Annotated in this window: 19 protein-coding genes; 2 read left to right on the forward strand and 17 right to left on the reverse strand. The window is 66.7% G+C overall.

Annotated features, from left to right (window positions below; translation table 11 throughout):
- Positions 1-27: 27 nt before the first annotated feature.
- The 9 genes from ACFPM7_RS07330 to ACFPM7_RS07370 all read right to left on the reverse strand — a co-directional run bounded on the left by ACFPM7_RS07330 (position 28) and on the right by ACFPM7_RS07370 (position 11,163).
- Entirely contained in the window at positions 28-2,709 is a 2,682-nt protein-coding gene (locus ACFPM7_RS07330; protein ID WP_378245240.1) for a helix-turn-helix transcriptional regulator, read from the reverse strand.
- A 457-nt stretch (positions 2,710-3,166) separates the two neighbouring features.
- The gene (locus tag ACFPM7_RS07335) at positions 3,167-4,417 is read right to left on the reverse strand and encodes a tyrosine-type recombinase/integrase (protein ID WP_378245242.1); all 1,251 of its coding nucleotides are present in this window, start codon (positions 4,415-4,417) and stop codon (positions 3,167-3,169) included.
- The gene (locus tag ACFPM7_RS07340; protein ID WP_378245244.1) at positions 4,417-4,611 is read right to left on the reverse strand and encodes a helix-turn-helix transcriptional regulator; all 195 of its coding nucleotides are present in this window, start codon (positions 4,609-4,611) and stop codon (positions 4,417-4,419) included. Before ACFPM7_RS07340 ends, ACFPM7_RS07335 begins: the two co-directional genes overlap by 1 nt.
- A 16-nt stretch (positions 4,612-4,627) precedes the next feature.
- Positions 4,628-6,223 carry a replication initiator gene (locus ACFPM7_RS07345; protein ID WP_378245246.1) on the reverse strand — a complete coding sequence of 532 codons (1,596 nt, stop codon included), beginning with the start codon at positions 6,221-6,223 and terminating at the stop codon, positions 4,628-4,630.
- Positions 6,220-7,134: an FtsK/SpoIIIE domain-containing protein gene (locus ACFPM7_RS07350; protein ID WP_378245248.1), complete on the reverse strand. Its 915-nt coding sequence runs from the start codon at positions 7,132-7,134 to the stop codon at positions 6,220-6,222. The genes ACFPM7_RS07345 and ACFPM7_RS07350 overlap by 4 nt, the downstream gene beginning before the upstream one ends.
- 964 nt (positions 7,135-8,098) lie before the next feature.
- A complete protein-coding gene (locus tag ACFPM7_RS07355) occupies positions 8,099-8,713 on the reverse strand; it encodes a hypothetical protein (RefSeq protein WP_378245250.1) in 615 nt (204 codons plus the stop codon).
- A 321-nt stretch (positions 8,714-9,034) separates the two neighbouring features.
- A complete protein-coding gene (locus ACFPM7_RS07360; protein WP_378245252.1) occupies positions 9,035-9,766 on the reverse strand; it encodes a Scr1 family TA system antitoxin-like transcriptional regulator in 732 nt (243 codons plus the stop codon).
- Positions 9,767-9,795: 29 nt separating this feature from the next.
- On the reverse strand, positions 9,796-10,263 hold the full coding sequence (locus ACFPM7_RS07365; protein ID WP_378245254.1) for a hypothetical protein: 468 nt from the start codon (positions 10,261-10,263) through the stop codon (positions 9,796-9,798).
- A 120-nt stretch (positions 10,264-10,383) separates the two neighbouring features.
- Positions 10,384-11,163 (reverse strand): GntR family transcriptional regulator, encoded by a 780-nt coding sequence (locus tag ACFPM7_RS07370; protein WP_378245256.1) that lies wholly within the window; start codon positions 11,161-11,163, stop codon positions 10,384-10,386.
- 66 nt (positions 11,164-11,229) lie between these two features.
- On the opposite strand from ACFPM7_RS07370, the gene ACFPM7_RS07375 reads away from it, so the two are divergent.
- Complete coding sequence (locus ACFPM7_RS07375) at positions 11,230-11,658, forward strand: NUDIX hydrolase (RefSeq protein WP_378245258.1); 429 nt, start codon at positions 11,230-11,232, stop codon at positions 11,656-11,658.
- Here the strand turns inward: ACFPM7_RS07375 and ACFPM7_RS07380 are convergent.
- From ACFPM7_RS07380 to ACFPM7_RS07400, 5 genes are all read right to left on the reverse strand, one after another.
- A complete protein-coding gene (locus ACFPM7_RS07380) occupies positions 11,655-13,076 on the reverse strand; it encodes a phosphotransferase (protein WP_378245260.1) in 1,422 nt (473 codons plus the stop codon). The genes ACFPM7_RS07375 and ACFPM7_RS07380 overlap by 4 nt on opposite strands.
- Positions 13,073-13,966 (reverse strand): sensor histidine kinase, encoded by an 894-nt coding sequence (locus ACFPM7_RS07385; protein ID WP_378245262.1) that lies wholly within the window; start codon positions 13,964-13,966, stop codon positions 13,073-13,075. Before ACFPM7_RS07385 ends, ACFPM7_RS07380 begins: the two co-directional genes overlap by 4 nt.
- Positions 13,963-15,801: an AAA family ATPase gene (locus ACFPM7_RS07390; protein ID WP_378245264.1), complete on the reverse strand. Its 1,839-nt coding sequence runs from the start codon at positions 15,799-15,801 to the stop codon at positions 13,963-13,965. The genes ACFPM7_RS07385 and ACFPM7_RS07390 overlap by 4 nt, the downstream gene beginning before the upstream one ends.
- A gap of 643 nt (positions 15,802-16,444) precedes the next feature.
- Positions 16,445-17,878, reverse strand: coding sequence for an MBOAT family O-acyltransferase (locus ACFPM7_RS07395; protein ID WP_378245266.1), 1,434 nt, complete (start codon positions 17,876-17,878; stop codon positions 16,445-16,447).
- A 44-nt stretch (positions 17,879-17,922) separates the two neighbouring features.
- Entirely contained in the window at positions 17,923-18,492 is a 570-nt protein-coding gene (locus ACFPM7_RS07400; RefSeq protein WP_378245268.1) for an NADPH-dependent FMN reductase, read from the reverse strand.
- 102 nt (positions 18,493-18,594) lie between these two features.
- Between ACFPM7_RS07400 and ACFPM7_RS07405 the strand changes: the two genes are divergently transcribed.
- Positions 18,595-19,425, forward strand: a complete 831-nt coding sequence (locus ACFPM7_RS07405; protein ID WP_378245270.1) for a helix-turn-helix transcriptional regulator — start codon at positions 18,595-18,597, stop codon at positions 19,423-19,425.
- Between the two features lie 10 nt (positions 19,426-19,435).
- Here ACFPM7_RS07405 and rlmB read toward each other — a convergent pair whose 3' ends face one another.
- The 3 genes from rlmB to ACFPM7_RS07420 all read right to left on the reverse strand — a co-directional run bounded on the left by rlmB (position 19,436) and on the right by ACFPM7_RS07420 (position 22,515).
- The gene (gene rlmB / locus ACFPM7_RS07410; protein WP_378245272.1) at positions 19,436-20,392 is read right to left on the reverse strand and encodes a 23S rRNA (guanosine(2251)-2'-O)-methyltransferase RlmB; all 957 of its coding nucleotides are present in this window, start codon (positions 20,390-20,392) and stop codon (positions 19,436-19,438) included.
- 2 nt (positions 20,393-20,394) lie between these two features.
- Positions 20,395-21,777 carry a cysteine--tRNA ligase gene (cysS, locus tag ACFPM7_RS07415; RefSeq protein ID WP_378245274.1) on the reverse strand — a complete coding sequence of 461 codons (1,383 nt, stop codon included), beginning with the start codon at positions 21,775-21,777 and terminating at the stop codon, positions 20,395-20,397.
- Positions 21,778-21,852: 75 nt separating this feature from the next.
- Complete coding sequence (locus ACFPM7_RS07420) at positions 21,853-22,515, reverse strand: HAD family hydrolase (RefSeq protein ID WP_378245276.1); 663 nt, start codon at positions 22,513-22,515, stop codon at positions 21,853-21,855.
- Positions 22,516-22,544 lie beyond the last annotated feature (29 nt).

Consider the following 22,544-nt stretch of genomic DNA (forward strand, 5'->3'; position numbering starts at 1 on the left):
CTCGACAGGGGGATCGGTGGGGGAGGGTCAGCCGCGCACGCGCACGGGCGAGTGCCCCTTGGCGAGCCGGTGCGGCAGGTCGGCGCGACTCTTGACCCCGAGCTTGCGGTAGACGCGGGTCAGGTGCTGCTCCACGGTGCTGACCGTGATGTAGAGCGCCCGCCCGATCTCGCGGTTGGTGTGCCCGGTCGCGGCCAGCTCGGCCACCCGCCGCTCGGAGTCGCTGAGCGCGGGCGCCTCGCCGGGCCAGTCCACCGGCAGCGGCAGCGCCCCGGAGTAGCTGGCCCTGGTCTCCGCGGCGCATTCCCTGGCCAGCTGGTCGGCCTCGGCGTCGCGGCCGAGGTCGCGCAGCGCGGTGGCCAGGTCGGCCAGCGCGCGGGCGGCCGCGGCCCGGTCGCCGCGCAGGTTGTCGACGGCCTCGCGCAGCAGCCGGGGCCGCTCGACGGGCTCGCGCGCGGCGGCCAGCAGGCGCAGCGACTCCCCGCGCGTGCGGCGGTCGCAGCCGGGCATGCCCAGCTGCTCGGACAGGTGTGCGGCGGCCACGTCCGGCCTGCCCAGCATCAGGTTCGCCTCGGCGAACTGGGTGCGCCACGGCACCAGGGCGGGCAGGTCGACGCCCCAGGCGCGCATGCGCTGCCCGCAGTTCTGGAAGTCGCTGATCGCGGCGAGGACCTTGCCTGTGGCCAGCAGCGCCCGCCCGCGCGCGTGCAGGTAGCGCAGACCGGCGAGGGTCTCGAACATGCCCGAGGGCACGCGCAGGCGCACCAGCTCCTCGACCACGCGGTGCCTGCCCAGCGCGGAGTTGGCGGCCATCAGCACCGACAGCGGGTAGCCGATGGACACACCCCAGCCCTGCGCGGGCAGCAGCCGCATCGCCGAGTCCGCGCGCGCGGCGGCCAGCACGACCTCGCCCTTGCGCAGCGCGATGTCGGCGCTGACGGCCTCGACCATGGCCTGGCAGGTCGCCGCCCCGCGCCGCGCCGCCTCGGCCGAGAGCCGCTCGCACCAGTCGGCGGCCTGCTCGCCCGCTCGGCCGTGCACCAGGATCAGCAGCGCGGTCGCCACCATCTCCGGGGCGCTGTGGCCGGGCCAGCAGTTGCGCAGGATCAGCTCGGCGGCCGCGACCGTCTCCGGCTCCGAGGCCCCCGACCACACCCGGCCGAGCTTGCGCGCGGTGACCGCCCACGGGTCGTCGCCCTCCGGCGCCAGCGCCTCCGCGGCGCGCGCGACCGGGCCGAGCCCGTGGAACCACTGGGAGATCACCAGCAGCTCCGCGGCGCTGCGCGGGTCCAGCTCGCCGCGGTCGAGGGTGCCGAGCGCGCGCAGCGCGGTCTCCTGGTCCCCGGTCCAGAGCGCGTGGCGCACCAGCGCGACCGCGTCCTCCCCGGCCAGCTCCCCGGCCCACACCGCGGCCCGCAGGGGTCCGATGTGGGCGGCGGCGGCCGAGGGGTTGGTCCACCACAGGGCGCGCACCAGCGCCCGGGTCACCGCGACGCGCTGGTGGCCGTCGGCCCCGCGCAGCGCCAGCTCGAGCAGCCGCACGGCGGTGGTGGCGTCGTCGCCGGTCAGCGCCTGCTCGGCGGCCTCCAGCAGCACCGGCACCGACCAGCCCTCGACGACCCGGTCGGCGGCCAGCAGGTGCGCGGCCACGGCGGCGGGCTCGTCGCCGCGCTGGTAGCGCAGCTCGGCGGCCACCGTGTGCAGCATCGACCGCTGCGCCACCGGCATCCCGTCGAGCACCGCGGACGCGGCGGCGGCGTGCCGGAAGTTCCCGTCGGCCAGCAGCCCGGACCCGGTGAGGATCTCCACGGCGCGGTCGGCGACGTCCGGCGTGGTGCCTGCCAGGCGGGCGACGAGGTCGGACGGGCTGCCGCCCGCGACGGCGATCGCGCGGGCGATGTCGAGCAGGTAGGACTCCCACCGGTGCAGGCAGGACAGCACGGCGCGCGCGTAGGCGGGGCCCGCGTGCCCGTCGTCGGCGGTGACGCCCGCGTCGAGGTCGTCGGCCATGGCGTGGACCAGCAGCGGGTTCCCACCGCTGATCCGGTGCCACACCGGGGCCAGCTCGTCGGCGTCCTGGGTGCGCTCGCTCAGCATCGCCGCGATCGCACCGACGCTCAGCGGGGCCAACGCGATCCGGGTGTGCTGTCGCCGGGTCACCTCGGCGTGGAAGAGCGGCAGCGTGGGCTGCGGCTGGTCCCACTCCGTCAGCGCGATCAGAATGCGAGCGGACGCCATCCGCCTGCGTAAGTACAAGATGAACTGCAACGACGACGAATCAGCAAATTGCACATCGTCAACCCCGATGACGACCGGCCGCTCCCGCGACAGCTCCAGGATGACCCCGCACACCTCGTGCACCATCATCGCGCAGCCCTGCCGCATCGTCCGCGCGTCGGACCCGCTCTCCTCATCGGCCTCCGGCGAGATCAGCCGCGACATCCGATCGGCCACGGCAGGGGGCAACCCCGCCCCGTGGAACAGCTGATCCAGCACCCCCGCCCGCAACGCCCGCTCCGCCCGCGACCCCGTCGCCGTCAGCACCAGCGCCCCGGCCGAGCGGGCGTGCGCGTAGAGCTGGTTGAGCAGCAGCGTCTTGCCGCTCGCGAGACCACCGGAGACGAGCGCCAGCCTGCCGTGTCCGGCCTGGGTGTCGCCGAACAGGCCCGTGAGCTCGGCCAGCGCCTCGCCGTGGTCCGTTTGTACCATTCGACATGCCCCCTTGTGGCCTGTGGCCGAGCAGTCTCTTATGGACGATTTAGGCAGGTCCGTCGCTGGTTTATAGCACGGTCTCAGCTCTTGAGGGGTAATGATGAAGATGTGGTTATCGGAGTACGTGCGTACTCTCAGTGCCCTCCTTTTAGCACAGCCCATACGCAGGTGGGACCGCTGTCGGTTGGGATTTACCTGCTGTTGTTCACGGTTCACGGGTGTGTTTGACGAATCAATGGTCGCGCCCGGTATGTCCGCTCTGCTATAGCGGGGCAATGCGATACTCCGAAAAGACTCACCCACCCCTAACGGCAACGTGAAAGGTCTTCACAACGCGTAGGGGTTGCCTTGTAGGCGCGCGGCCGATAGTGGAGCTGAGCGACGCTCGACTCAGAACTGGTAGTACCGACAGTCTCGCTGGCCCGACCTGCGCCGTTACGAGCATGGCCCATGATCAGGCCGTCCGCAGGCCGTGGAGCAGCTCCGGGCCGCCGAACACCGCGTCGACTGCTCTCTGTGTCCGCTGCTTACTCGACGGCATCAGATGCGTGTAGACCTTCAACGTGAACCCCGGGTCGGCGTGCCCGAGGTAGGACGCCAGCGCCGTGATCGACTCTCCGGCGTCCAGCAGCGTCGAGGCGTAGAAGTGCCGAAGCGCGTGAAACCCGTCAACCCGGGGGAGCGGCCTTACCCCCGCCCGCCTGAGCGCCGTCGCCCACGCGTTCTGGTTGTAGACAGGCCGCCACGCCACCGTCCGCTCCCGGCTCCACACCACCACCCGCGCCGTCACCGGCTCCCCACCCTGCGACTGCCACGGCAACGTCACCTCAAGCGGCGGATACACCTCCATATGCGCCCGCAGCTCCCGACCCACCGATTCTGGGAGCGGTACCTCCCGCGTCTTCCCCCGCTTGGGCAACCCGAAGCACGGCCGCTCACCGACCAGCTTCACCTGCCGCCGAACATGCACCACCCCCTGCTCCCAGTCCACGTCATCCGGGCTCAGCCCGAACGCCTCCCCCTGCCGCAGCCCCAACCCGGCCCCGAGCGCCACCGTGACCCGGAACCGCTCGTTCATCGCCTCCCGAACCGCGTGCACCCGCTCAGCCGTCCACGGGACGACCTTCCGAGCCGCGATCTGCGGCTTCTGCACCGACGAGGCGTTGCACGGGTTCTTCCTGATCCGCTCGTCATCCACAGCCGCGTTCAGGATCGTCTGCGCGTGGACGAAGATCACTTGCCGGTAGCTGTCCCCGAGCTTCTTGTCCAGCAACGCCTTCAACCACTCCCGGATGTCCGAGGGCCGCAGCGAATCCAAGTTCCGGTGCCCCAGATGCGGGAACACGTGCAACCGAAGCCGCTGCGCCACCGCCTCCCGAGTCGACTCCTCAAACCCCTGAGAAGCCAACCACCGCCGCCCGTAGACCTCGAACGCCACCTTCCCCGCATCCGGGTCGACATAGGTCCCCCGCCGCAGCTCCGTCTGCACCTCCCCGAGAAACGCCTCAGCCCGCATCTTCTGCTTGTCCGGAAACGACTTCGACCGCTCCCGCCCCGAGTGATCCACATACCGAACCCGGTACCGATCACCCCGCCCGTACAACTCCGTCCGCTCCCGCACCGTCCGCCCCTGCGCGTTGAGCACCGGCCTCCGCGTCTCGGGATCAACCTTGTCCCGAAACCACCGGTCCTGAATGTGCCCCATCAGGCCGCCCGCCCCTCAGCCAGCCCATCCACCCACCGCAGCACGTCCCCAGCCCGAAACCGCAGATGCCGCCCCACCCGACACCCCGCAGGCCCGTATCCCCGAGTCCGCCACTGGTAGATGGTGGCCACCGGAACCCGCAGGTACGTCGCCACCTCATCCACAGTCCACAGCGCTTCTGTCTGCTTGCTCATGACACGTTCCCCCTGGTCAGGCCGCTAGCGGTTGAGTTGCTGAAACATCTGGCCGACTGATCCCGGCCGCAAGTAGCGCCGTGTCGTACTCCGCTCTCCACCTGATCCGCTCCGAGATCGCGTGCATGAGCAGGTGCGCTCTGGGAGGTGCGTTGGTGTCCCCGGGCGCGAGCTTGCGCCACACGAGCTGTTCCGGGTCCCGCTCCGGTGGCCTGATGCCAACGCCTTCGAGCATCGAGAGCACGAACGCCCTCCGGTCGGCCTTGTGCTCAGCCACCGTCTTGCCCGACCACTTCCGCGAGACCAGCACCCGCCGTCCGGGCAGGCCGAGGGTGGAGCGTCGGTGCGCCCGGCCCTTGCAGTGCCCTGGTGTGGTCCGCGAGGTCGCCCCGAGCGGCTGGATTCCGTGGAGCAGCCACACCGCGCACCGAGGCGAGCACGGCGTCACCGCGAGTTCGGCGTGAAGCCGTTCGTGGTGTTCGCGCTGCCGGTCCGTCGCGGCGGTGATCACCTCGCCGGTCGACTTCGTGAGGTATTTGGTCAGGTAGCCGATGTGCCGTCCTGCTTCGTCGGAGCCGCCGAGGATGCCCTTGGAGTGCACCTGAGTCCCGAACCTGGCGACGTGCGCCGGTTCCTCCACCTGTTCGAGAGCGTCCGCCCAGGGGGTGAGTGGGCGCCGGTCACCGGGGTCCACGAACCGTTCTCCGTCCCACACCGGCAGGTGCCCGCTCCCGTAGAGAAGGTGGTCATGGGCGGGCCACCAGATCTGTAGGTAGGTAGCTGCGGTGACCTGCCGGATGACCTCGTGCGGGATCGAACCGCGGATAGCCGTGTGCAGGTGCGGGGCTGTGCGCTTCTGCGGTTCGACGGTGGCGAAGTACTGAGCGTCCCACCCGACGACCCTGCGGAGGTTCTGCCACCACCGATCGACCAGGGAGGCGAAGTGCACCGCGTCCCGAGCGGCCCGCCGGTAGTCATAGGTGGCGAAGTCGCGTGGGGTGCCGTCGTCGCGGACGGGGCCGTAGGTGTCGCAGGTGAGGGTGACGAACATCGACGGCCGGTAGCCCCCGGCGAACTCGCGTCCCACGGTGCGCTTCTCCACCCGCCGCCGAGGCAGATCAGGCGCGTCCTGCCTGCGCCTGGTCGACCTCTTGGGAGCCACCTTCGCCCCAGGCCCGTCCGGGTTGGGCAACCTGCCGGTGATCCCGGAGGCGTGTAGCTCCTCATCCACCGCGCGGATGTCTTCACGGAGTTCGTCCGCGTCGACGTCCCCGGCCGCGTCAGCCCGTTGGTAGGCGGCCACGAGGTCGGCCCGCAGCTCAAGCAGGGCCTTCTGCTCATTGGAGGGGGCGCGCCGAACGTCCACCGGCTCAGCCGACAGGTGCCAGCCTTCCCGGCACTGGGTCATCCGCAACGCCCGAGCCTTGCGAGCACACGGCCCACAGACGCTCTCCACCGTCGACCCACACGGCACACCGACATACCGCAGAGCCCCGGTGCTGATGTCGCCGACTTCCATCGTGAACGGCCGTACGCAGACGCCGTGCTGCTCCGCAGTCGCGGTCACCACATCGAGAGCCAACGGCGGCCGGACCTTCACAGGCGCGCTCATGCCGCCTCACCGCCATCCGCAGCGTGCAGCTCAGGAAAGGCATGAACAGTCGCCGAGGTGCCCGTCACGTAGTGGACAAGCTCGATGATGTTGGTATCGGTCACGTGGAAGGCCCGAGCCCGCACCGGGTCACGCCTGCCGTCTTCCTTAACCCAGGCGACACCCGGCGTGCTCTCTGGGATCTCGTGCGCGCCGCCGCCCCGAGCCCGCACACCGTCCCCAAGAACCATGTCCACCTGCGCAGCCTCATCAAGACGCAGCGCGATGCGAGTGGTGAACAGGTTGCGGAAGGGGATGATCTCCTTACGCGGATCTTGGACCAGACCGAGTACCGCGACCCCGGGCGCGCGCCCCTGTGAGGTGATCGTTTGCAGGGCTGCCGCCGCGCGTTCCTTGAGCTTGCGATCGGTCTGGTAGGCGATGATGTCGGCCAGCTCATCGAGCACCAGGAGCAGGAACGGTTCCCCACAGTTCGGGGTCCAGCCACGCAGGATGCCCCGAAACCGTGCCGCCCGAGCCCGGGTCTCCTCAGCGAGTTTTTCCAGCAGCTCTACCGCCGCCGCCCCGTTGCTGTAGACCGGCCCATCGTGGAAAAGCTCCGGGGCCTGCCCCAGCTCCATCCCACCCTTGGGGTCAATCCCGTACACACGCACCAGCCCCGAGCGCAGCGCCGGTGCCAACGCCCGCAGCAGCGACCACAAAACCGACGCCTTCCCCGCCCCCTGCACACCCACCGCCAGGAACTGCCCACCCAGCAACCGCAGCGCCCACGGCCTCCCGGTCTCAGTACGCCCGATCTGCACCCGCTTCAAATCCACCGAGCCACCCAGCTCAGGCACCGGCAACGGCCGAGCGAGGGGGTCAGCGTGCACGAAGTCGAGTTCGATCGACCCCGGCTTGACCTCCCGCACCCGACACGACCGAGCCCCGAACGAGTGCGCCAGCCCCGACGCCCGCAGCTCCCACTGCTCCGGAGCCTGCCCCGGGATCATCCGAACCCGCACCCGATCCCGCCACCACTCCGACCGAGTCCGCCGCAGCCTGGGCCGGTACTCCCGCCCCTTCGCATCCCCGCACAGCCCAGCCAAACGAGTCACCGTGCGCCACTGGGAGGCGTAGACACTGGCCCGCCGCAACTCCGTGCGCACCCACCGCACCCGAGTCAGAAACCGATCCGGGCTCCGCCGCCACACCCACCCACAGACCACGACCACGACGAGGGCCAGGCCCCCGAGCAGCCACCACCCACCGACCCCGTACAGCGGCGCCCCCACGAGGGCCAAGACCACTGCGAGCACGGTCAAGGCCGGGTAGAACCACACCAGCCGAACCACCCTGCCCACACCCCACGCCAGCAGCCAAGACGCAGCGATGGGGGAGAGCAGCAGCTTGGCCTTCCACGGCAACAACGTCCACCACGGAAGCCGCGGACGAGCCACCTCAAGCGGAGCCGGGTCAACCCACCGGCCGTCCCTCCCCATCACCAACCACCCCGCGCGGTGACGTCCTCGGCGACGGCGATGACACCGAACTCCAAGCCCAACGTCCCCGAGCAGGTCGAGCACTTGTCCTCACCAGGCAGCAGCCGAGCGAACCGCCTGCACTCGGCACACCGGTTTCCTCCCCGGCCGATGCCCCTTGCGTTGGGTGCACTGTCGTGCCTTACGCTTGTCATGTCTTATCAACTTCCGTTGTAGGACAGGGGGAGCGGCCGAACCGGCGACCAACCATGATGGCCGCTCCCACCTACTTCTGTTACCGGTAAAGAGAGTTACGGGCACGCAGGAACCACGAGAGCGCGCTTCGATGCCCTCGTGTTCCTGTCGCCCCAGCGCTATTCGATTGTTGATCTCGCGTACTCGTGGAGCGATCCGCTCAGAGGTCGTCCACGCTCGTTCCGACGATCACGCAGCCGCTCAGCCGCCTCAGTAGTTGGTGTGCGACGGTCCACCGGATCATGGGGTGGTCGAGCATGACCATGTCCCGTCCCGTCACCACTAGTCCGGCAGGCGACTGGGCGTAGATGTCTCCCTTCACCGCCATGACGGGGTGGGTCCGGGACCTGATGAGCACTTTCCGGTTCCGTAGCGCCGGGCACGAACGGGACGCGATGCGGGCGCAGGGAGCGCATACGGGGGCGTCGTAGGTGAGCATGCGGTTGGGCCACTTCGACCAGTCGTCACGGTTGTCCACCATCACCCACAACACGCCATCAGCGTTACGGTCAGGCTCCTGCGCACACACCTGGCACAGAAGATTCTGCATCGCATGGCGTTGACGCAGCGGGTGGACCTCATCGAAGACCGGTACCCCCGCACCGGGCTGGTCATCGTGCCGAACCCAGAGCACGCCGTTGCTGTCCCGATCAGCCTCGGACTCGTCCACGTACCGGAGCCGCCCCATCGGAGACGCGACAGCGACCGCCGGCAGCCTGTTCTCATCGCTCCACGCCGCGATATAGGGGACCATCCGCCCCACGAGGGCGCTCATCGTGCACCCCGCCGACAGAGCACACGCCGCCACCAGCCCGGCCGTGCGTGACTCGTGCGGTGCCCAAGACGCTGTTCGACGGAGCGTTCGTGCTGCCAGGCCACCGTGAACCGCAGACACACCGCACACTTCGGGAACGGCGGCTCCTGCGACGCCTCAGGCAACACCTGCACCCCACAGGCCGCTTCGTACAGCCCTCCCGGCTGTATGCCGTCCCGAACGGCATGGTCATGCCCGTCGAGACAGGTAAGCCAGATAACCGGCGGCCTGCGTGACATGTAAGTAGTCACGGGACCTCCTCCTCTGCGCACATAGATTGGATTACGTGTCAGCCAGCAAGACCCGCGACTGCTCAGGCGGATAGGCCGCCATCCGCAAGGCCGTGAACGCCTGCCGGAACTCGGCGACCGCCGCTCCGCTGTCGTGGTAGTGGTTGGTGCTACGCGCTTCCTCGCACACAACGACCCCAGCCGGGCCGTGCACGATCTCGAACCCGCCAGACAACGCCAGCTCAGGAGCCAGCCCCACCGGCACCACCTGAACGGTCACGTTCGCCAGCCCCAGAACCCGCCGAACCTGCTCCCGCACACTCGTGGACTGCCGCCGATTGGCTAGGTGCTCCTCCACCAGCCACACCAGCTCAGGAGCGCCTTCACCCGCCAGCACCCGCCACCGCTCATCCCCGACAAGCCCCCCGAACCGCGCCACGTCATACAGCTCAATCCGCGACGCGAACGCCTCAAGCCCCGTGACCAACTCCCGGTCACCCACCGCCCGCCGAGACGACGACCTACGCGCCATCCGCAACAGATGCAGTAGCCGAGGAAGCACCTCAACCGCGCCCAGGTGAGCAAGCGCCACTTCCAGAGAAGCCCTGCTCAGCAGCGTCTTCCCACTCACCGCCTGAGTGAACGAGGCCCGCGAAACCCCAAGCCGCTCAGCCATCTCCCCATGCGTCACAGCCCGATCCGCCAACAGCCGAGTCAGCTCATACCCCAGCACCCGCCGCGCCACGGTCCCGTCCAGCACAGGCCCGACCGCCGAAGCCGCCACGACCGGGCCACCCTCAACACCCCTCACGGCTAGGCCGCAGCCTTGTCCGCGCCGTCACCCTTGTCCGCACCCCGCCGCGTCGAGCCCGAGGGCGCCGAAGCTCCAACCGCCCGGAACCCAGACGCCCGGTAGACGTACGACAGGTACTTGAACTCCCCATTCCCAGCCACACGCGGCTCAGCCGTCAACCCGTCCAACTCCACCGGCCGCATCCCCGGCACGACCTCGTTCGTAGTCGGCACCGGCTGCACCTCAGCCAAGAACGTCACCTCAAACGACGCCCGCTTAGCGTTCGTCTCCCCAAGATCCATCACGATGACCTTCCACTGCCGCAGCCCCGTGCCCTCATCCACCCGCTGCCGCACTGGCCGCCCCGCCGCCCTCTCCTCCCGCGTCTGGTATTCGTTGTCCGGCATCACCACACCCGTCATGACCAGCCCATTCGGGAACGCTGCCTCAAAGCTGACGGGGAACCTGTGCCCCTTGCTGATCGCCACTGCCGTCGCCTCTCTCGTCAGACCCTCTCCGGGCCATCTCCTCTAGACAAGTCGAAGCTACATAGACGTCTAGAGGAGTTCAATCGACACCGCTGATCCTTCGCTTTAGCGAAGCCCTACCTACCGAGCCGGGAAGTCGTACTCCAACACGAACGCATGCGACACCTTCACCGTCTCGCACACCTCCACCGGCACATCATCAAGATCAAAGGCCGTCCGCACCAACGTGATCACCGGAACCCCAGCCCCGATCTCCAACGCCTTCCGCTCCTCCGGAGTAGGCATCCGAGCCGTCACCTCCTCGGTAAACCGCCCAAGCTGATGCCCCTGCTCCTCGATCCGCGCATAGATCCCCCCAGGCCCCGTGTCCAAGCTGGCGATGGCAGTCCCCGCTGCGATCGACTCCGGCACATACGACACGGCAGTCTCCACTGGCACCCCATTGGCCAGGTACCGCCGAGACCGCATCACCACCCGCCCATCCCCACCCAACCCCAACCGCTCCGCAACCTCCGCCGACGCCCGCTCAGTAGTCACCGAGATCTGATCCACCGCGGCCTTGTGCCCACTGACCTCGGCTTCCGCCAAGAACGCCGCCTTCCCCTGCTTCCGATGCGCCCGCGCAAACCTGTCCGACGCCAACCGCCGCACCGGCGGACTGGACCGCACGAACACACCCTTACCGTGCTCAGCCACAACCAAGCCCTCACCACGCAGCTCCTGCAACGCCCGCCGCACCGTCATCCGCGCAACCCCATAGTGCGCGATCAACTCAGTCTCTGACGGCAGCTTCTCCCCGGGCGGCAACCGACCCGCTGCGATCAGCCGTCGCAGCGCAGCCGCGATCTGACGATAAGGTGGCCTGTCGTCGGCCCTGTCGATCAAACCTAGGTCAACCATGTCACTCCTGTAGACGACTAGACGAGCCCTATCGTCTCATAAGCAGCGGAAAAGGGAAAGCGGGCCATGTCTGCGCCAAAGCACTCCGTTAGTGTCGCCGGAATTATTGTGAACCAAGATGGCAGGGTTCTCCTGACTCAGCGACGGGATAATGACAACTGGGAGCCACCTGGTGGCGTTCTGGAGCTAAATGAAACGATGGAAGAGGGACTACGGCGTGAGGTTCTCGAAGAAACACGTTTGCATGTAAGCGTCGATCAGCTAACAGGAGTGTACAAAAACATGGCCCGAGGAATCGTGGCCGTAGTCTTTAGGTGCACCCCGCGGGCAGGAAGCCTAAGTCCGACCGACGAGGTCAAACGTCTAAATTGGGCGACTCTTGACGAAGCTGCTCTGATGGTGCCGCCTGTCTATTTTGTTAGAGTGCGAGATGCGTTCAGTGGACGAGCACGCTTTCGTGCACACGATGGCGTAACCATTTTTCCAAGCAGCTAACTGAAAGACTCATTTAGTTTGGTTGCCGCATAGTTGTGTAGTGTCACAGCGCGTTCGTTGTCTATGTCGTCGTAGCGCAGATTACGTCTGCAGTACGCTGCTACGGTCGCCCAGACATCGCGAGTCGCAGCACTCACATCTGTCGTCCACGAACGGCATGCACGTAGATATTCACCGTAAGGGCAATCAATAACATAGCTGTCAATATCTCCCCATCTCTGTAGTTGTTCGACACTTGGCCATGGGTTTGCCTTTAGTTTGGAATCTTTGTGAAAAAGTATAGATAGTTCTAGAGTGATGGGATCAAGGCAACTCGGCCCCAGTCCCGACCGCCCATAGTCGATTAGGACAGGACGGTCAGTGCTGTCGACTAGAACATTGGCCCCGTGCAAGTCTCCGTGCACGGTCGACCAAACGGCCTGAAAACGCCTTGTGTCGTCAATCTCTACAAGGTCGTAACGTTCGCCGATACTGTCGTTGTCCTCATCATTGATTAGCTCTCGACGGACGTCAAGCCAGGACCGGCTGGTGTGTGGCACAGCATGCGTCCATGGCACCAAGTAGTTCTGGAGTTGCGCTACGGCACTTGCAGCTCGCGCGGAGTTCTCGTTAAGAAGCCCAAACAAGTCGGAACGATAAGTATCTGCGACGCTGTAAAAGAGGGCCGCCGCCCGGCCACATCCAGATGTAACTCGGGCGCCAAGATCGGCATAAGTGCCGGCGCCCAAACGAGATGAAATCGAACTACTGTACCGTCCCTCTTCCTCTACCGCACGTTCGTTAGTGGTAATCTTTGCAACTACGTGACCCACGCGGGAACCAGACTCGTCATCAATTGTCAGCACACCAGTCTGAGCTCCAGACAACCCTCCTGCCAGCGTCTGAAACCGGGCAATGGCACCCCGCCGAGGTCTCGCGAAGATCTTAATCGTTCTGCATTGATGTGGCGTTAGATTCTCGCACCCGATCAGTTCAATCTGCGCAAGCTGATCGAGCCCCAACTTGATCTCAATTAGAAAGTCGTGGGCCTCCTTTAGATTCGGTTTGTCGACAAAACGGAGCATCGGAGTATCCGTGCCAGTTCCGAGGATGTCAGCTCGGCGGGCTCTCACGAGCATCTGGGAAAGCAAAGGAACGCTGCCGAACGCGGATAGCACTAGAACGGGAACCCCGGGGATTTCCTTCTCAAGCAAGTCGACTACCAACAGACCGTGAGCGTCCTCAAGGTCGACCGAATGATCCTCGGAGGGAATCTTCAGATCGCAGATGACCGCGTCAAGATCAATTTCCTTGTCGCGAATTGCGTTGCTGGCGGAGAGAAGACTGCGTGTGACGGTGAGATCAATACTATTCTTACGGCAGAAGTGCTCAAAGACATCGACAATCTGCGGGGAATCTTCTACTAGCAGTAGATTCATGCTTCACCAGTCTTCCTGCTTATCAGAAGCTCAAAACGTGTGCCCTCGGCTTCACTTTCAAGGAAGATCTGAGCACTCAAACTTCGGGCGGCTTCTATGCAAATAGGAAGCCCAATTCCTGAATGCCCGTCCTTAGTGGTTAGGCCAATCTGAAATAGGTTGGTTGCGCCTCCAGGGGGTAAGCCCCCTCCGTTATCGCGCACCGCGATCCAAGTTTCCCTGTCACTTCGATTAAAGACGAGAGACACGATCGGCGATTGCGTGTTCGCTATGGCCGCCTCGCAGGCGTTCTTTAGTGCGTTCTGCAGAATTATTTCTACCAGGCCGCGATCTGAGTTCAGTTCAAGTGGACTAGGCCCGTCTACCGCGATCTGAATACCAAACTGCCTTTGGGCCGACTCAGCCACCGATGCGGCTAGAAGAGACAGCTCGAAGTTCTCGGGCGATGCGCTCTCCGATACTTGAGCGAGAGCCGCGATAGATTCAAGGAATCTCTTCAACCTGTCCAGGTCAATCTTTGTCCTACTCTGATCAAACTCAATCCATTCTGTCTCTATGTTGTAGTAAATTGAAGCTATTGAAGTTCCCAACTCGTGCACTAGCGCTCGGGCTATGTTAGCGCGCGTCAGCGGTTCTGCTTCGATAACCTTAGGTCCAGAGATTGTCAATGGGCCTGTAGTTGTAGCAATCTTATGACTGCTTTCGTCCCCAAGACGGGCAAGTGCGGACTCGAGCGCGCCGCGAATCCACTGGATTGGTTCAGCGCTGATGGCCGACCTAAGCTCGGGTATGTCGGCTGGAACTGCCCAGAACTGCAAGTACCTAGCAGCTTCGAGGCGTTCGGAGGGAACTCCACTGGCTAGTCGAACGAAGGCCGAGTCGCGGTTCATTGAAGTCCACCGTAGAACCGAGCCCGTCGGGCAAACGCCTCGGCACCGCCCTCCATTAGATCTGTTATCGCGCGTACTACTGGCGAGTCAGTCAGGGCGCCAGTATCTCGGGCATATCCGCGACGGCCATCGCTGGCCATCGCAACTACAAGATCGGCGTCGCCGAGCACGGGAATATTTGCATTGTGTGTTACGACGATTGTTTGAGAAGCTGCCTTACGTGCGCGGAGTATCTCTACTGTGCTTTCAACTAGGTACGCATTGTCAAGATGATCTTCTGGCTGGTCGAGCAGCAGTGCTTGCCTATCGTCGGCTAGAAGAATCGGCAGAACTACGGAACACCTTTGACCGGTGGAGAGAGTTTCTGTCTTCCTATAACCGCGCCCTACAAGAAGCTCGAAGTCGACTGTGTCTTCGATGGGTGCAGTAAGGATGCTTCCAAGGCTTTCTGATAGTGCAAGATGGGTCACTAGACGATCAACCCGCTGACGGGTTAGGTTGCCCACAGTGGCCAGATGGGCTGAGTCTCGATCCTCGACCGCAGTCACCAGTTCTTGTGGCGTCAGGTTATCTGCGAGGTACCCAGCCAACTGGTTAAACTTCATCCCGCTTCCAGCTAGCGCAGCGGCAATCGCTTCTCGGTATGCGGTTCGATCACCGTAATGCTCCATAGCGATCCGAATCCTGGGTGCAAATCGAGACGACATCTTGTCGCCAATTGTCACCCGTGAACGCCATGCTTTCTCTCGAATCTCATCGATCTCGCGAAGTGTTTCTGCCCGACGAGTGCGGAGGCTGCGAATTCGTTCTTCAAGCACTCCTCGTTCCGCTATGCGAGTATCGATCTCTGTCAGTTGTTGCTCAAGACGGGCTGTTCTCTGTGCTGCCGCGCTAGCTCCAGCCTGATAGCGATCATACTGAATACGCAGGGGTCGAATAGAATCATCTATCGAAGTGATCTCGGTTCGCAGCCGGTCGATTACTTCAAGAGTTACTCCTACGAACTGGCCTAGTTCGTGCCGGCCGGAGATGTACAAGTCAATAGCGAGGTCGAGGTTCGAGGCTTCTCGCATATCCGGTATAGACCGGGTCTCCTCGGCTAAGAACATCAACTGCTGGTAGAATCGATCGGCGTCCAAAGAGATGCTCTTTGAGACGGCCGTTATCTCTTCTAGACGGTCGATCCGCGCTCTCTTCTCTGCAATTCCTCTGCTTGCCGAGGCGAGGTGCATGCGAATCTCGGTCATTTCGTCACTGGCTGTCGCAGTTAGCTCATCCTCGGTGGCGATTGCTTCACGAAGTTGCCCCAGAACCGCCGCGCGCATCATCTCGGACTGCAACAGTGCATCACGTTCTCGAATCAACGTTCGAAGCTGTTGGGTGATCTCCTCGACAATATTGTTTCGAGATGCGAGTTGGCGCGCGATTGAGTCAGTCGGTATACCCGCGAAAGTGTCGAATAGTCGAAGGCGGCTTGCTGCATCAAGTCCAATTCCTTCGAGCTCGTTTTGCCCGAGCATGGCTGGAAGATTCTTGCGGGCCGTTTCTTCAATATCGGGAGTATCTTCTTGGGATCGCGAGATTACAAAGGACCGGCCTTCGTGCTCCAATCCAATTGTAACGCGTCCTCCGTCAAGGACTGCCTCGGCGTGTAGTCGAGACTGCAAAGAGCGACGCTTGTCTATATGTGGAACGTCGAGAGCGTACCGCACTAGTTCAAGGATGCTCGTTTTACCAACTCCGCGGGCGCCGATAATGACGTTTAGTCCTGGGTGAAGCCGAAGATCCAGCCCATCTAGAAAGCCTTCTTGGACCTCGATGCGCTCGATCCTCAATTTCTGCTCCCTTCATGGTCTCCATAGCTAAGAGGTAGATCCGGGTCATCGCAAGCTAGTACTGCAGAAACTACCTCTATGGGATCAAGGCCGCGCCGCCTGCGCGGCGCGGCGCGAGTTGGCCTGTTGGGTTGGCAGCGGGGTGGCCTGGTCATCGCGCCAAGGCGCGGGCTCCCGCTTCGCTCACGCCCGCGCTGGCGCGTGGCAGGCCACGGCGGAGCTGGTCCAGTGCGCGCCGCACCACGCAGGCGGCGCGGCCGGGATCAGGGCTGGGGAGCACGGTCGAGGTCAGTTCGACACGAATGAGCAGGCCGCGGGCATGGGGGCCGCAAACCGGAGCGCATGGGGCGGGGGGAGAAGCCGCGGAGCCCGGTCGTCGGGTACCAGGGGCACCCTGCCCCTGGACCCCTGGGAGCCCACAGCACGATCCGCGCCGACAGTCGAGCGTGGTGCTCATATCGTCGGCGCGGATCGCACTGTGGGGTTGGGGGAGGGGACGCGAGGTAGCCCGGACCAAGATCAGGCCGTCGCCAGGCCGTGAGGGATCAGAAGCGGTCGAAAGCGACTGACAAACGTCGAGCACTATCAGTCCAGGTCAGAGGCTATATCGCCAAGAACGCTCAAGGCCGCGGAGACCCTGGAACTAGAACTGGTAGTACAGGAACGGGCTGAAGGTGCCGGTGGCGACGAGGGTGGCGGCCCAGAGCATCCCGGGGACCATGATCGCCACGCGCAGTGCGGTGGCCGTGCGGGTGCGGGAGGACTCCAGCATGGGGCCGGTGACGGGGGAGGCGGGGAGGAAGACCACGGTCAGGGCGACGATGAGGGTCGCCAGGGCCTGGTTGGTCAGGGCGGCGTCCACTTCGGTCGTCAGGCCGGTGAAGTCCGGCAGGAGCATGTGGCCGATCATCACCAGGGCCTGGCCGACGTCGGCGGCGCGGAAGAACACCCAGCCCACGGTGACCAGCAGCAGGGTCAACGCGCGCCTGCCGATGCGGGCGCGGCGGGAGGTGGGGGCCGATTCCCAGCCGAAGCCGCGTTCGACGATCAGCAGGGCGCCGTGGAAGAGGCCCCACACCAGGAACGTCCAGTTGGCGCCGTGCCACAGGCCCGTCAGGACGAACACCGTGAACAGGTTGCGGTAGGTGCGCCCGGCGCTCGCGCGGTTGCCGCCCAGGGGGATGTAGACGTAGTCGCGGAACCAGCGGGACAGGGACATGTGCCAGCGGCGCCAGAACTCCGTCACCGTGACCGAGGAGTACGGGCGGGCGAAGTTCTCCGGCAGCCGGAAGCCCAGCATCCGCCCCAGGCCGATGGCCATGTCGGAGTAGCCGGAGAAGTCGAAGTACAGCTGCAGCGTGTACGCGATCGCCCCCAGCCAGGCGATGGCGAAGGTCATCTCGCCGGATGGGGTCGAGAAGCACTCCTCGACCACCGGGCTCAGCGAGTCGGCGATGATGACCTTCTTGCACAGGCCCAGGGCGAAGCGGGGGAAGCCCGCGGCGATGTCGTCCAGGCGGTGGGTGCGCAGCTGGGGGAGCTGGTCGGCGATCTCGCGGTAGCGCACGATCGGGCCGGCCACGAGCTGGGGGAACATCGCGATGTAGGTGATGAAGGCGACCGGTTGGCGCAGGGCCGGGCGTTCGCCGCGGTAGATGTCCACCACGTAGGAGATGTGGTGGAAGGTGTAGAAGGAGATGCCGATCGGCAGCAGCAGCTCGATCACCGGGAAGTCGCCGCCGAACAGGCGCATGAAGCCCGCGATCTGCTCGGTGGCGAACCCGGCGTACTTCCACACCACCAGCACCAGCACGTCGAAGCCGACGATCCCCCACAGCAGCCTGCGCCGCCTGCCCCGGTTGACGTCCCACTCGTCGGGCTCCAGGTACGGCCCGGCGAGGAAGTTGACGACCATGCAGAGCAGCAGCAGGACGGTGCTGGGCCCCGCGCCGACGGTGTAGAACAGCAGGCTGGCGAAGGCCACGATCCCGTTGCGCCAGGTGCGGGGGGCGACGAGGATCGCGAGCAGGACCAGTGGCGTGAAGAACCACAGGAACAGCGGGCTCGCGAACGACATCCATCCCCCTTCCGGGGGGAGACTCTATCCGGCCCGCTGCTCCATCAGGCCGATACGTACGGCCGCGCCGCGGCGAGTGCGGACGCCCACCAGCCGAGCTGGTCGAGCATGACTTTCGCGGCCGCGTCGGTGTCGGCGTCGATGGGCTTGCCGTCCTCGCCGAAGCGCTCCCAGAACCGGTCGAAGGACACCCCGTCGCGCACGGTCACCGCGTGCAGCTCGGCGAAGACCTGGCGCAGCTGCTCGACCGCGCGGGCCCCGCCCGCGAAGCCGCCGTAGGAGACGAAGCCGACGGGCTTGGCCTGCCACTGGGTGTAGTGCCAGTCGATGAGCGCCTTGATCGAGGCCGGGAAGCTGTGGTTGTACTCCGGCGTCACCACCACGAAGGCGTCGGCGGCCTCCAGGGCCTCGGTCACCGGCACGAGCCCGGCCGGGGCCACCCAGGCGTCCTGAGGGGGCAGTTCCAGCGGCAGCGGCACGCCCGCCAGGTCGATGTCGGTGACCGCGAAGCGGCCGTGCTGCGTGGCGACGTCGGAGAACCACCGGGAGACCACCGGCCCGAACCGCCCCTGGCGGACGCTGGCCGTGATCACCGCGAGTCGAAGATCGGTCATGGGAACCACCATCGCCCGCCGCGCCGGGCCTGGGGAGACCGTGCTCAGCCTAGCCTTGGGACGGCCACGCTAGGCGGCCCCGCGCCGCGTAGCGTGGGTGCGGTGACCGAGCTGGGAGCTTTCCTGCGCGCCCGCCGCGAGGCCACCGCGCCCGCCGACGTCGGCCTGCGGTCGGGCCCGCGCCGACGCACCCCCGGGCTGCGCCGTTCGGAGGTGGCCACGCTCGCGGGCGTCAGCGTCGACTACCTCACCCGTCTCGAACAGGGCCGCGACCGCCACCCCTCGGCGCAGATCCTCGGGGCCTTGGCCGACGCGCTGCGCTTCTCCGCCGAGGACCGCGCCCAGCTGCGCATGCTGATCTTCCGCGAGAAGGACTCCGCGCTGTGCCCCTCGGCCGACCGCGTCCCCGACCGCGCCATCACCCCCACGGTGCTCGCGGTGCTGGAACGACTCGACCCGGCCGTGGTCCTCAACCGCCTCGGCGACGTGCTCGCCCACACCCCCGGCTACGCCCGCGTCGCGGCCCCGATCGGCCTGCTGGAGGCGGGCAACCTGCTGCGCTTCCTGTTCACCGACCCGGCCGCGCGTGCCGCCTTCCCCGACTGGGAGCGCATGGCCGACCACCACGTTGCCCAGCTCAAGGGCGACACCCACCGCTCCGACCCGCACGTCGCCGGCCTGGCCGACGAACTGGCCATCACCGCGGGCGCTCCGTTCACCGGCCGCTTCGCCGCGGTCACCCAGCTCCCCGCCCGCTTCGGCACCGAGCGCTGGGAGCACCCCGCCGCGGGCCCGCTGACGCTGACCTACGAGACGCTGACCTTCCCCGACAGCGCCGACCTGCGCATCATCACCTACCTGCCCGCCGACGAGCGCACGGCCGACGCGCTGGCGGGCCTGGTCGAACGGCCCGCCCTGCGCGCGGTGACCTAGACCCGGCTACCTAGATTCGGCCCGCCGCCCGCCGCCTGCGCGCGGCCTCGGCCAGCACGACGCCCGCGGCGACCGAGGCGTTGAGCGACTCCACGCCCGCCGACATCGGGATCGAGATCGTCGCGTCGCAGGCCTCCTTGACCAGGCGGGACAGGCCGCGGCCCTCGGAGCCGACCACCACGACCAGCGGCGAGGTGGCCAGGCCGAAGTCGTCGAAGGGCATGGTGCCGTCGGCGTCCAGGCCGACGATCATCAGGCCCTCGTCGGCGTAGGCGCGCAGCTGCCTGGTGAGGTTGGTGGCGATGGCGACCGGGAGCTTGGCCGCGGTGCCCGCCGACGTCCGCCAGGCCACCGCGGTCATGCCCGCGCTGCGCCGCTGGGGCAGCAGCACGCCGTTGGCGCCGAAGGCCGCCGCCGAGCGGATCACCGCGCCGAGGTTGCGCGGGTCGGTGACGCCGTCGAGGGCCACGATCAGCGGGGGCTCGCCGGTGTCGGACGCGGCGGCGAGCAGGTCATCGGGGTGGGCGTACTCGAACGGCGGGACCTGTAGGGCGATGCCCTGGTGCATGGCGGCGTTGGTGAGCCGGTCCAGCTCGGGGCGGGAGACCTCCAGCACCGACACGCCGCGGTCGGCGGCCATGTGCACCGACTCCTTGACCCGGTCGTCGGCGTCGATGCCGATCGCCACGTACAGCGCCGTGGCGGGCACGCCCGCGCGCAGGCACTCGGCGACCGGGTTGCGGCCCGCCACCAGCTCGTTGGCCTGCTTGTCCTTGCCGCGCGCGGCCTCGCGCTTGGTGGCCGCGTTCTTGCGCTTGTAGGCGACGTGGCCGACGCGGTCCTCGGCCTTCGGCGTCGGGCCCTTGCCGCGCAGCGCGCGCCTGCTCTGGCCACCGGAGCCGATGACCATGCCCTTCTTGGAGCCGGTCTTGCGGGTGGCGCCCTGGCGCTTGGAGTTGCCTGCCACGTCTACTCGTCCTTCAAAGTCCACTTCGGACCGTCGGGGGTGTCCTCGACGGTGACGCCCGCGCCGAGCAGCCGGTCGCGGATGGCGTCGGCGCGGGCGAAATCACGCTCCGCGCGGGCCGACTGGCGCTCGGCGAGCAAGCCGCCGACCAGGTCGTCCAGCGCCGCGTGCAGGCCGGAGTCCGAAGTGGAATCCGACCAGGCGAGCGGGTCGAGGCCGAACACGTCCATCATGGACCGCGTCGCGGCCGCGAACGCGCGCGCCTGCGCGTCGTCGCCGGAGTCCAGCGCGCGGTTGCCCGCGCGCACGGCGTTGTGCACCTCGGCCAGCGCCGACGGCGTGGCCAGGTCGTCGTCCATGGCCGTGGTAAAGCCCGGCGGCAGCTCGCCCAGCTCGACCGCGCCGGTCCGCGCGGTCACCTTGCCGATGAACGACTCCACGCGCTGGTAGGCCTTCTCGGCCTCGCCCAGCGCCTCTTCGCTGTACTCGATGTTGGAGCGGTAGTGCGGGCCCACCAGGTAGTACCGCAGCTCCTGCGCGCGCACGCGGCGCAGCATCTCCGGGATCGACACGGTGTTGCCGAGCGACTTGGCCATCTTCTCGCCGCTCATCGTGACCCACGCGTTGTGCAGCCAGTAGCGGGCGAAGCCGTCACCGGCCGCGCGCGACTGCGCGACCTCGTTCTCGTGGTGCGGGAAGATCAGGTCGATGCCGCCGCCGTGGATGTCGAACTCCGCGCCCAGGTACGCCCCGGCCATCGCCGAGCACTCCAGGTGCCAGCCCGGCCGCCCGTCGCCCCACGGCGTCGGCCAGGACGGCTCGCCCGGCTTGGCCGCCTTCCACAGCGTGAAGTCGCGCGCGTCGCGCTTGCCCGAGGCGCTGTCCTCGCCCTGCTGGCACTCATCGGGCTTCTGCCCCGACAGCGCCCCGTAGTCGGGGAAGGAGGCAACGGAGAAGTACACGTTGCCGTCGGCGGCGTAGGCGTGCCCGCCCTCGATGAGCCGGTCCATCAGCGCGACCATCTGCGTGATGTGCCCGGTCGCCCTCGGCTCCACCGACGCGGGCAGGCAGCCCAGCAGCGCGTAGGCCTCCTGGAAGGCCCGCTCGTGGGTGGCCGCCCACTCCCACCACGGCCTGCCCGCCCCGGCGGCCTTGGTGAGGATCTTGTCGTCGATGTCGGTGACGTTGCGCACCAGCGCCACGTCCAGGCCGCCGCGGGTCAGCCAGCGGCGCAGCACGTCGAAGTTGAGCCCGCCGCGCATGTGCCCGATGTGCGGGACGCCCTGCACCGTCGCGCCGCACACGTAGATCGAGGCCTTGCCGGGCGTGATCGGCGTGAACTCGCGCGTCGTGCGCGTCGCGGTGTCGTGCAGGTGCAGTGCCACGGGAACTCCGGATGTCGGGGAGCCGCTGTACTAGGGAAGCCGCTGTAAAGGGGAGATGGTAGTGCGGGCGGTTGGTCAGCCCGCGACGCCGTGCGCGATCAGGGCCTTGACCAGCGCGTCCGGCCGCTCGCTCGGGGCAACGGGCGCCACCCGCGCGAACCGACAGCCCAGCGCGGTGGCGCCGCCGTCGGCCTCCTCGCTGTCGCCGACCATCAGCGTCTCGGCCGGGGCGACCCCGATGCGCTCGCAGGCGATCTCGAAGATCTTCTTCTCCGGCTTGACCACGCCCTCCTCGAAGGAGAGGACGAAGGCGTCGACGTCGAACCCGTGCAGCGCGAAGGTCGGCCGGATGTCCCAGGCGATGTTGCTGAGCACGCCCACCGGCAGCCCGGCCGCGCGCGCCATGCGCAGCGCCTCGGCGGTGTCCGGGTAAGGCTTCCAGGCCTCGGGGACGAGCATGCCGTCGTAGAACCGCTCGGCGAAGCCGGGGCGGGCGTCCAGCCCCGCGGAGCGGTAGGCGGCCAGGTAGACCCGGCGGTGCGTCTCGGGGTCGACGTCGCGGCGGTCCCATTCAGGGCGCAGGTCGTCGGGCAGGTGCCGGGAGGGGGCCAGGGTCAGCTGGACCATGATCTCGGCCATCTCGTGCGGGTCCAGGCCGGTGTCCTCCAGCCACGACACGTCCGGCTCCAGCCGGAACAGCGTGCTGGAGAAGTCGAAGAGGACTCCGCGGATGGCCACGCCTTCCACCGTATACGCCCTTCCACCGT

Origin of the sequence: Actinokineospora guangxiensis (genome assembly GCF_042657845.1) — a bacterium.
Classification (GTDB): Bacteria; Actinomycetota; Actinomycetes; order Mycobacteriales; family Pseudonocardiaceae; genus Actinokineospora; species Actinokineospora guangxiensis.

Excerpts from the sequence above, each read along its gene's own strand:
- ACFPM7_RS07330 (WP_378245240.1), bottom strand. The coding sequence starts at position 2,709 with ATGGTACAAACGGACCACGGCGAGGCGCTGGCCGAGCTCACGGGCCTG.
- ACFPM7_RS07335 (WP_378245242.1), bottom strand. The coding sequence starts at position 4,417 with ATGGGGCACATTCAGGACCGGTGGTTTCGGGACAAGGTTGATCCCGAG.
- ACFPM7_RS07340 (WP_378245244.1), bottom strand. The coding sequence starts at position 4,611 with ATGAGCAAGCAGACAGAAGCGCTGTGGACTGTGGATGAGGTGGCGACG.
- ACFPM7_RS07345 (WP_378245246.1), bottom strand. The coding sequence starts at position 6,223 with ATGAGCGCGCCTGTGAAGGTCCGGCCGCCGTTGGCTCTCGATGTGGTG.
- ACFPM7_RS07355 (WP_378245250.1), bottom strand. The coding sequence starts at position 8,713 with ATGAGCGCCCTCGTGGGGCGGATGGTCCCCTATATCGCGGCGTGGAGC.
- ACFPM7_RS07370 (WP_378245256.1), bottom strand. The coding sequence starts at position 11,163 with ATGGTTGACCTAGGTTTGATCGACAGGGCCGACGACAGGCCACCTTAT.
- ACFPM7_RS07375 (WP_378245258.1), top strand. The coding sequence starts at position 11,230 with ATGTCTGCGCCAAAGCACTCCGTTAGTGTCGCCGGAATTATTGTGAAC.
- ACFPM7_RS07380 (WP_378245260.1), bottom strand. The coding sequence starts at position 13,076 with ATGAATCTACTGCTAGTAGAAGATTCCCCGCAGATTGTCGATGTCTTT.
- ACFPM7_RS07385 (WP_378245262.1), bottom strand. The coding sequence starts at position 13,966 with ATGAACCGCGACTCGGCCTTCGTTCGACTAGCCAGTGGAGTTCCCTCC.
- ACFPM7_RS07395 (WP_378245266.1), bottom strand. The coding sequence starts at position 17,878 with ATGTCGTTCGCGAGCCCGCTGTTCCTGTGGTTCTTCACGCCACTGGTC.
- ACFPM7_RS07400 (WP_378245268.1), bottom strand. The coding sequence starts at position 18,492 with ATGACCGATCTTCGACTCGCGGTGATCACGGCCAGCGTCCGCCAGGGG.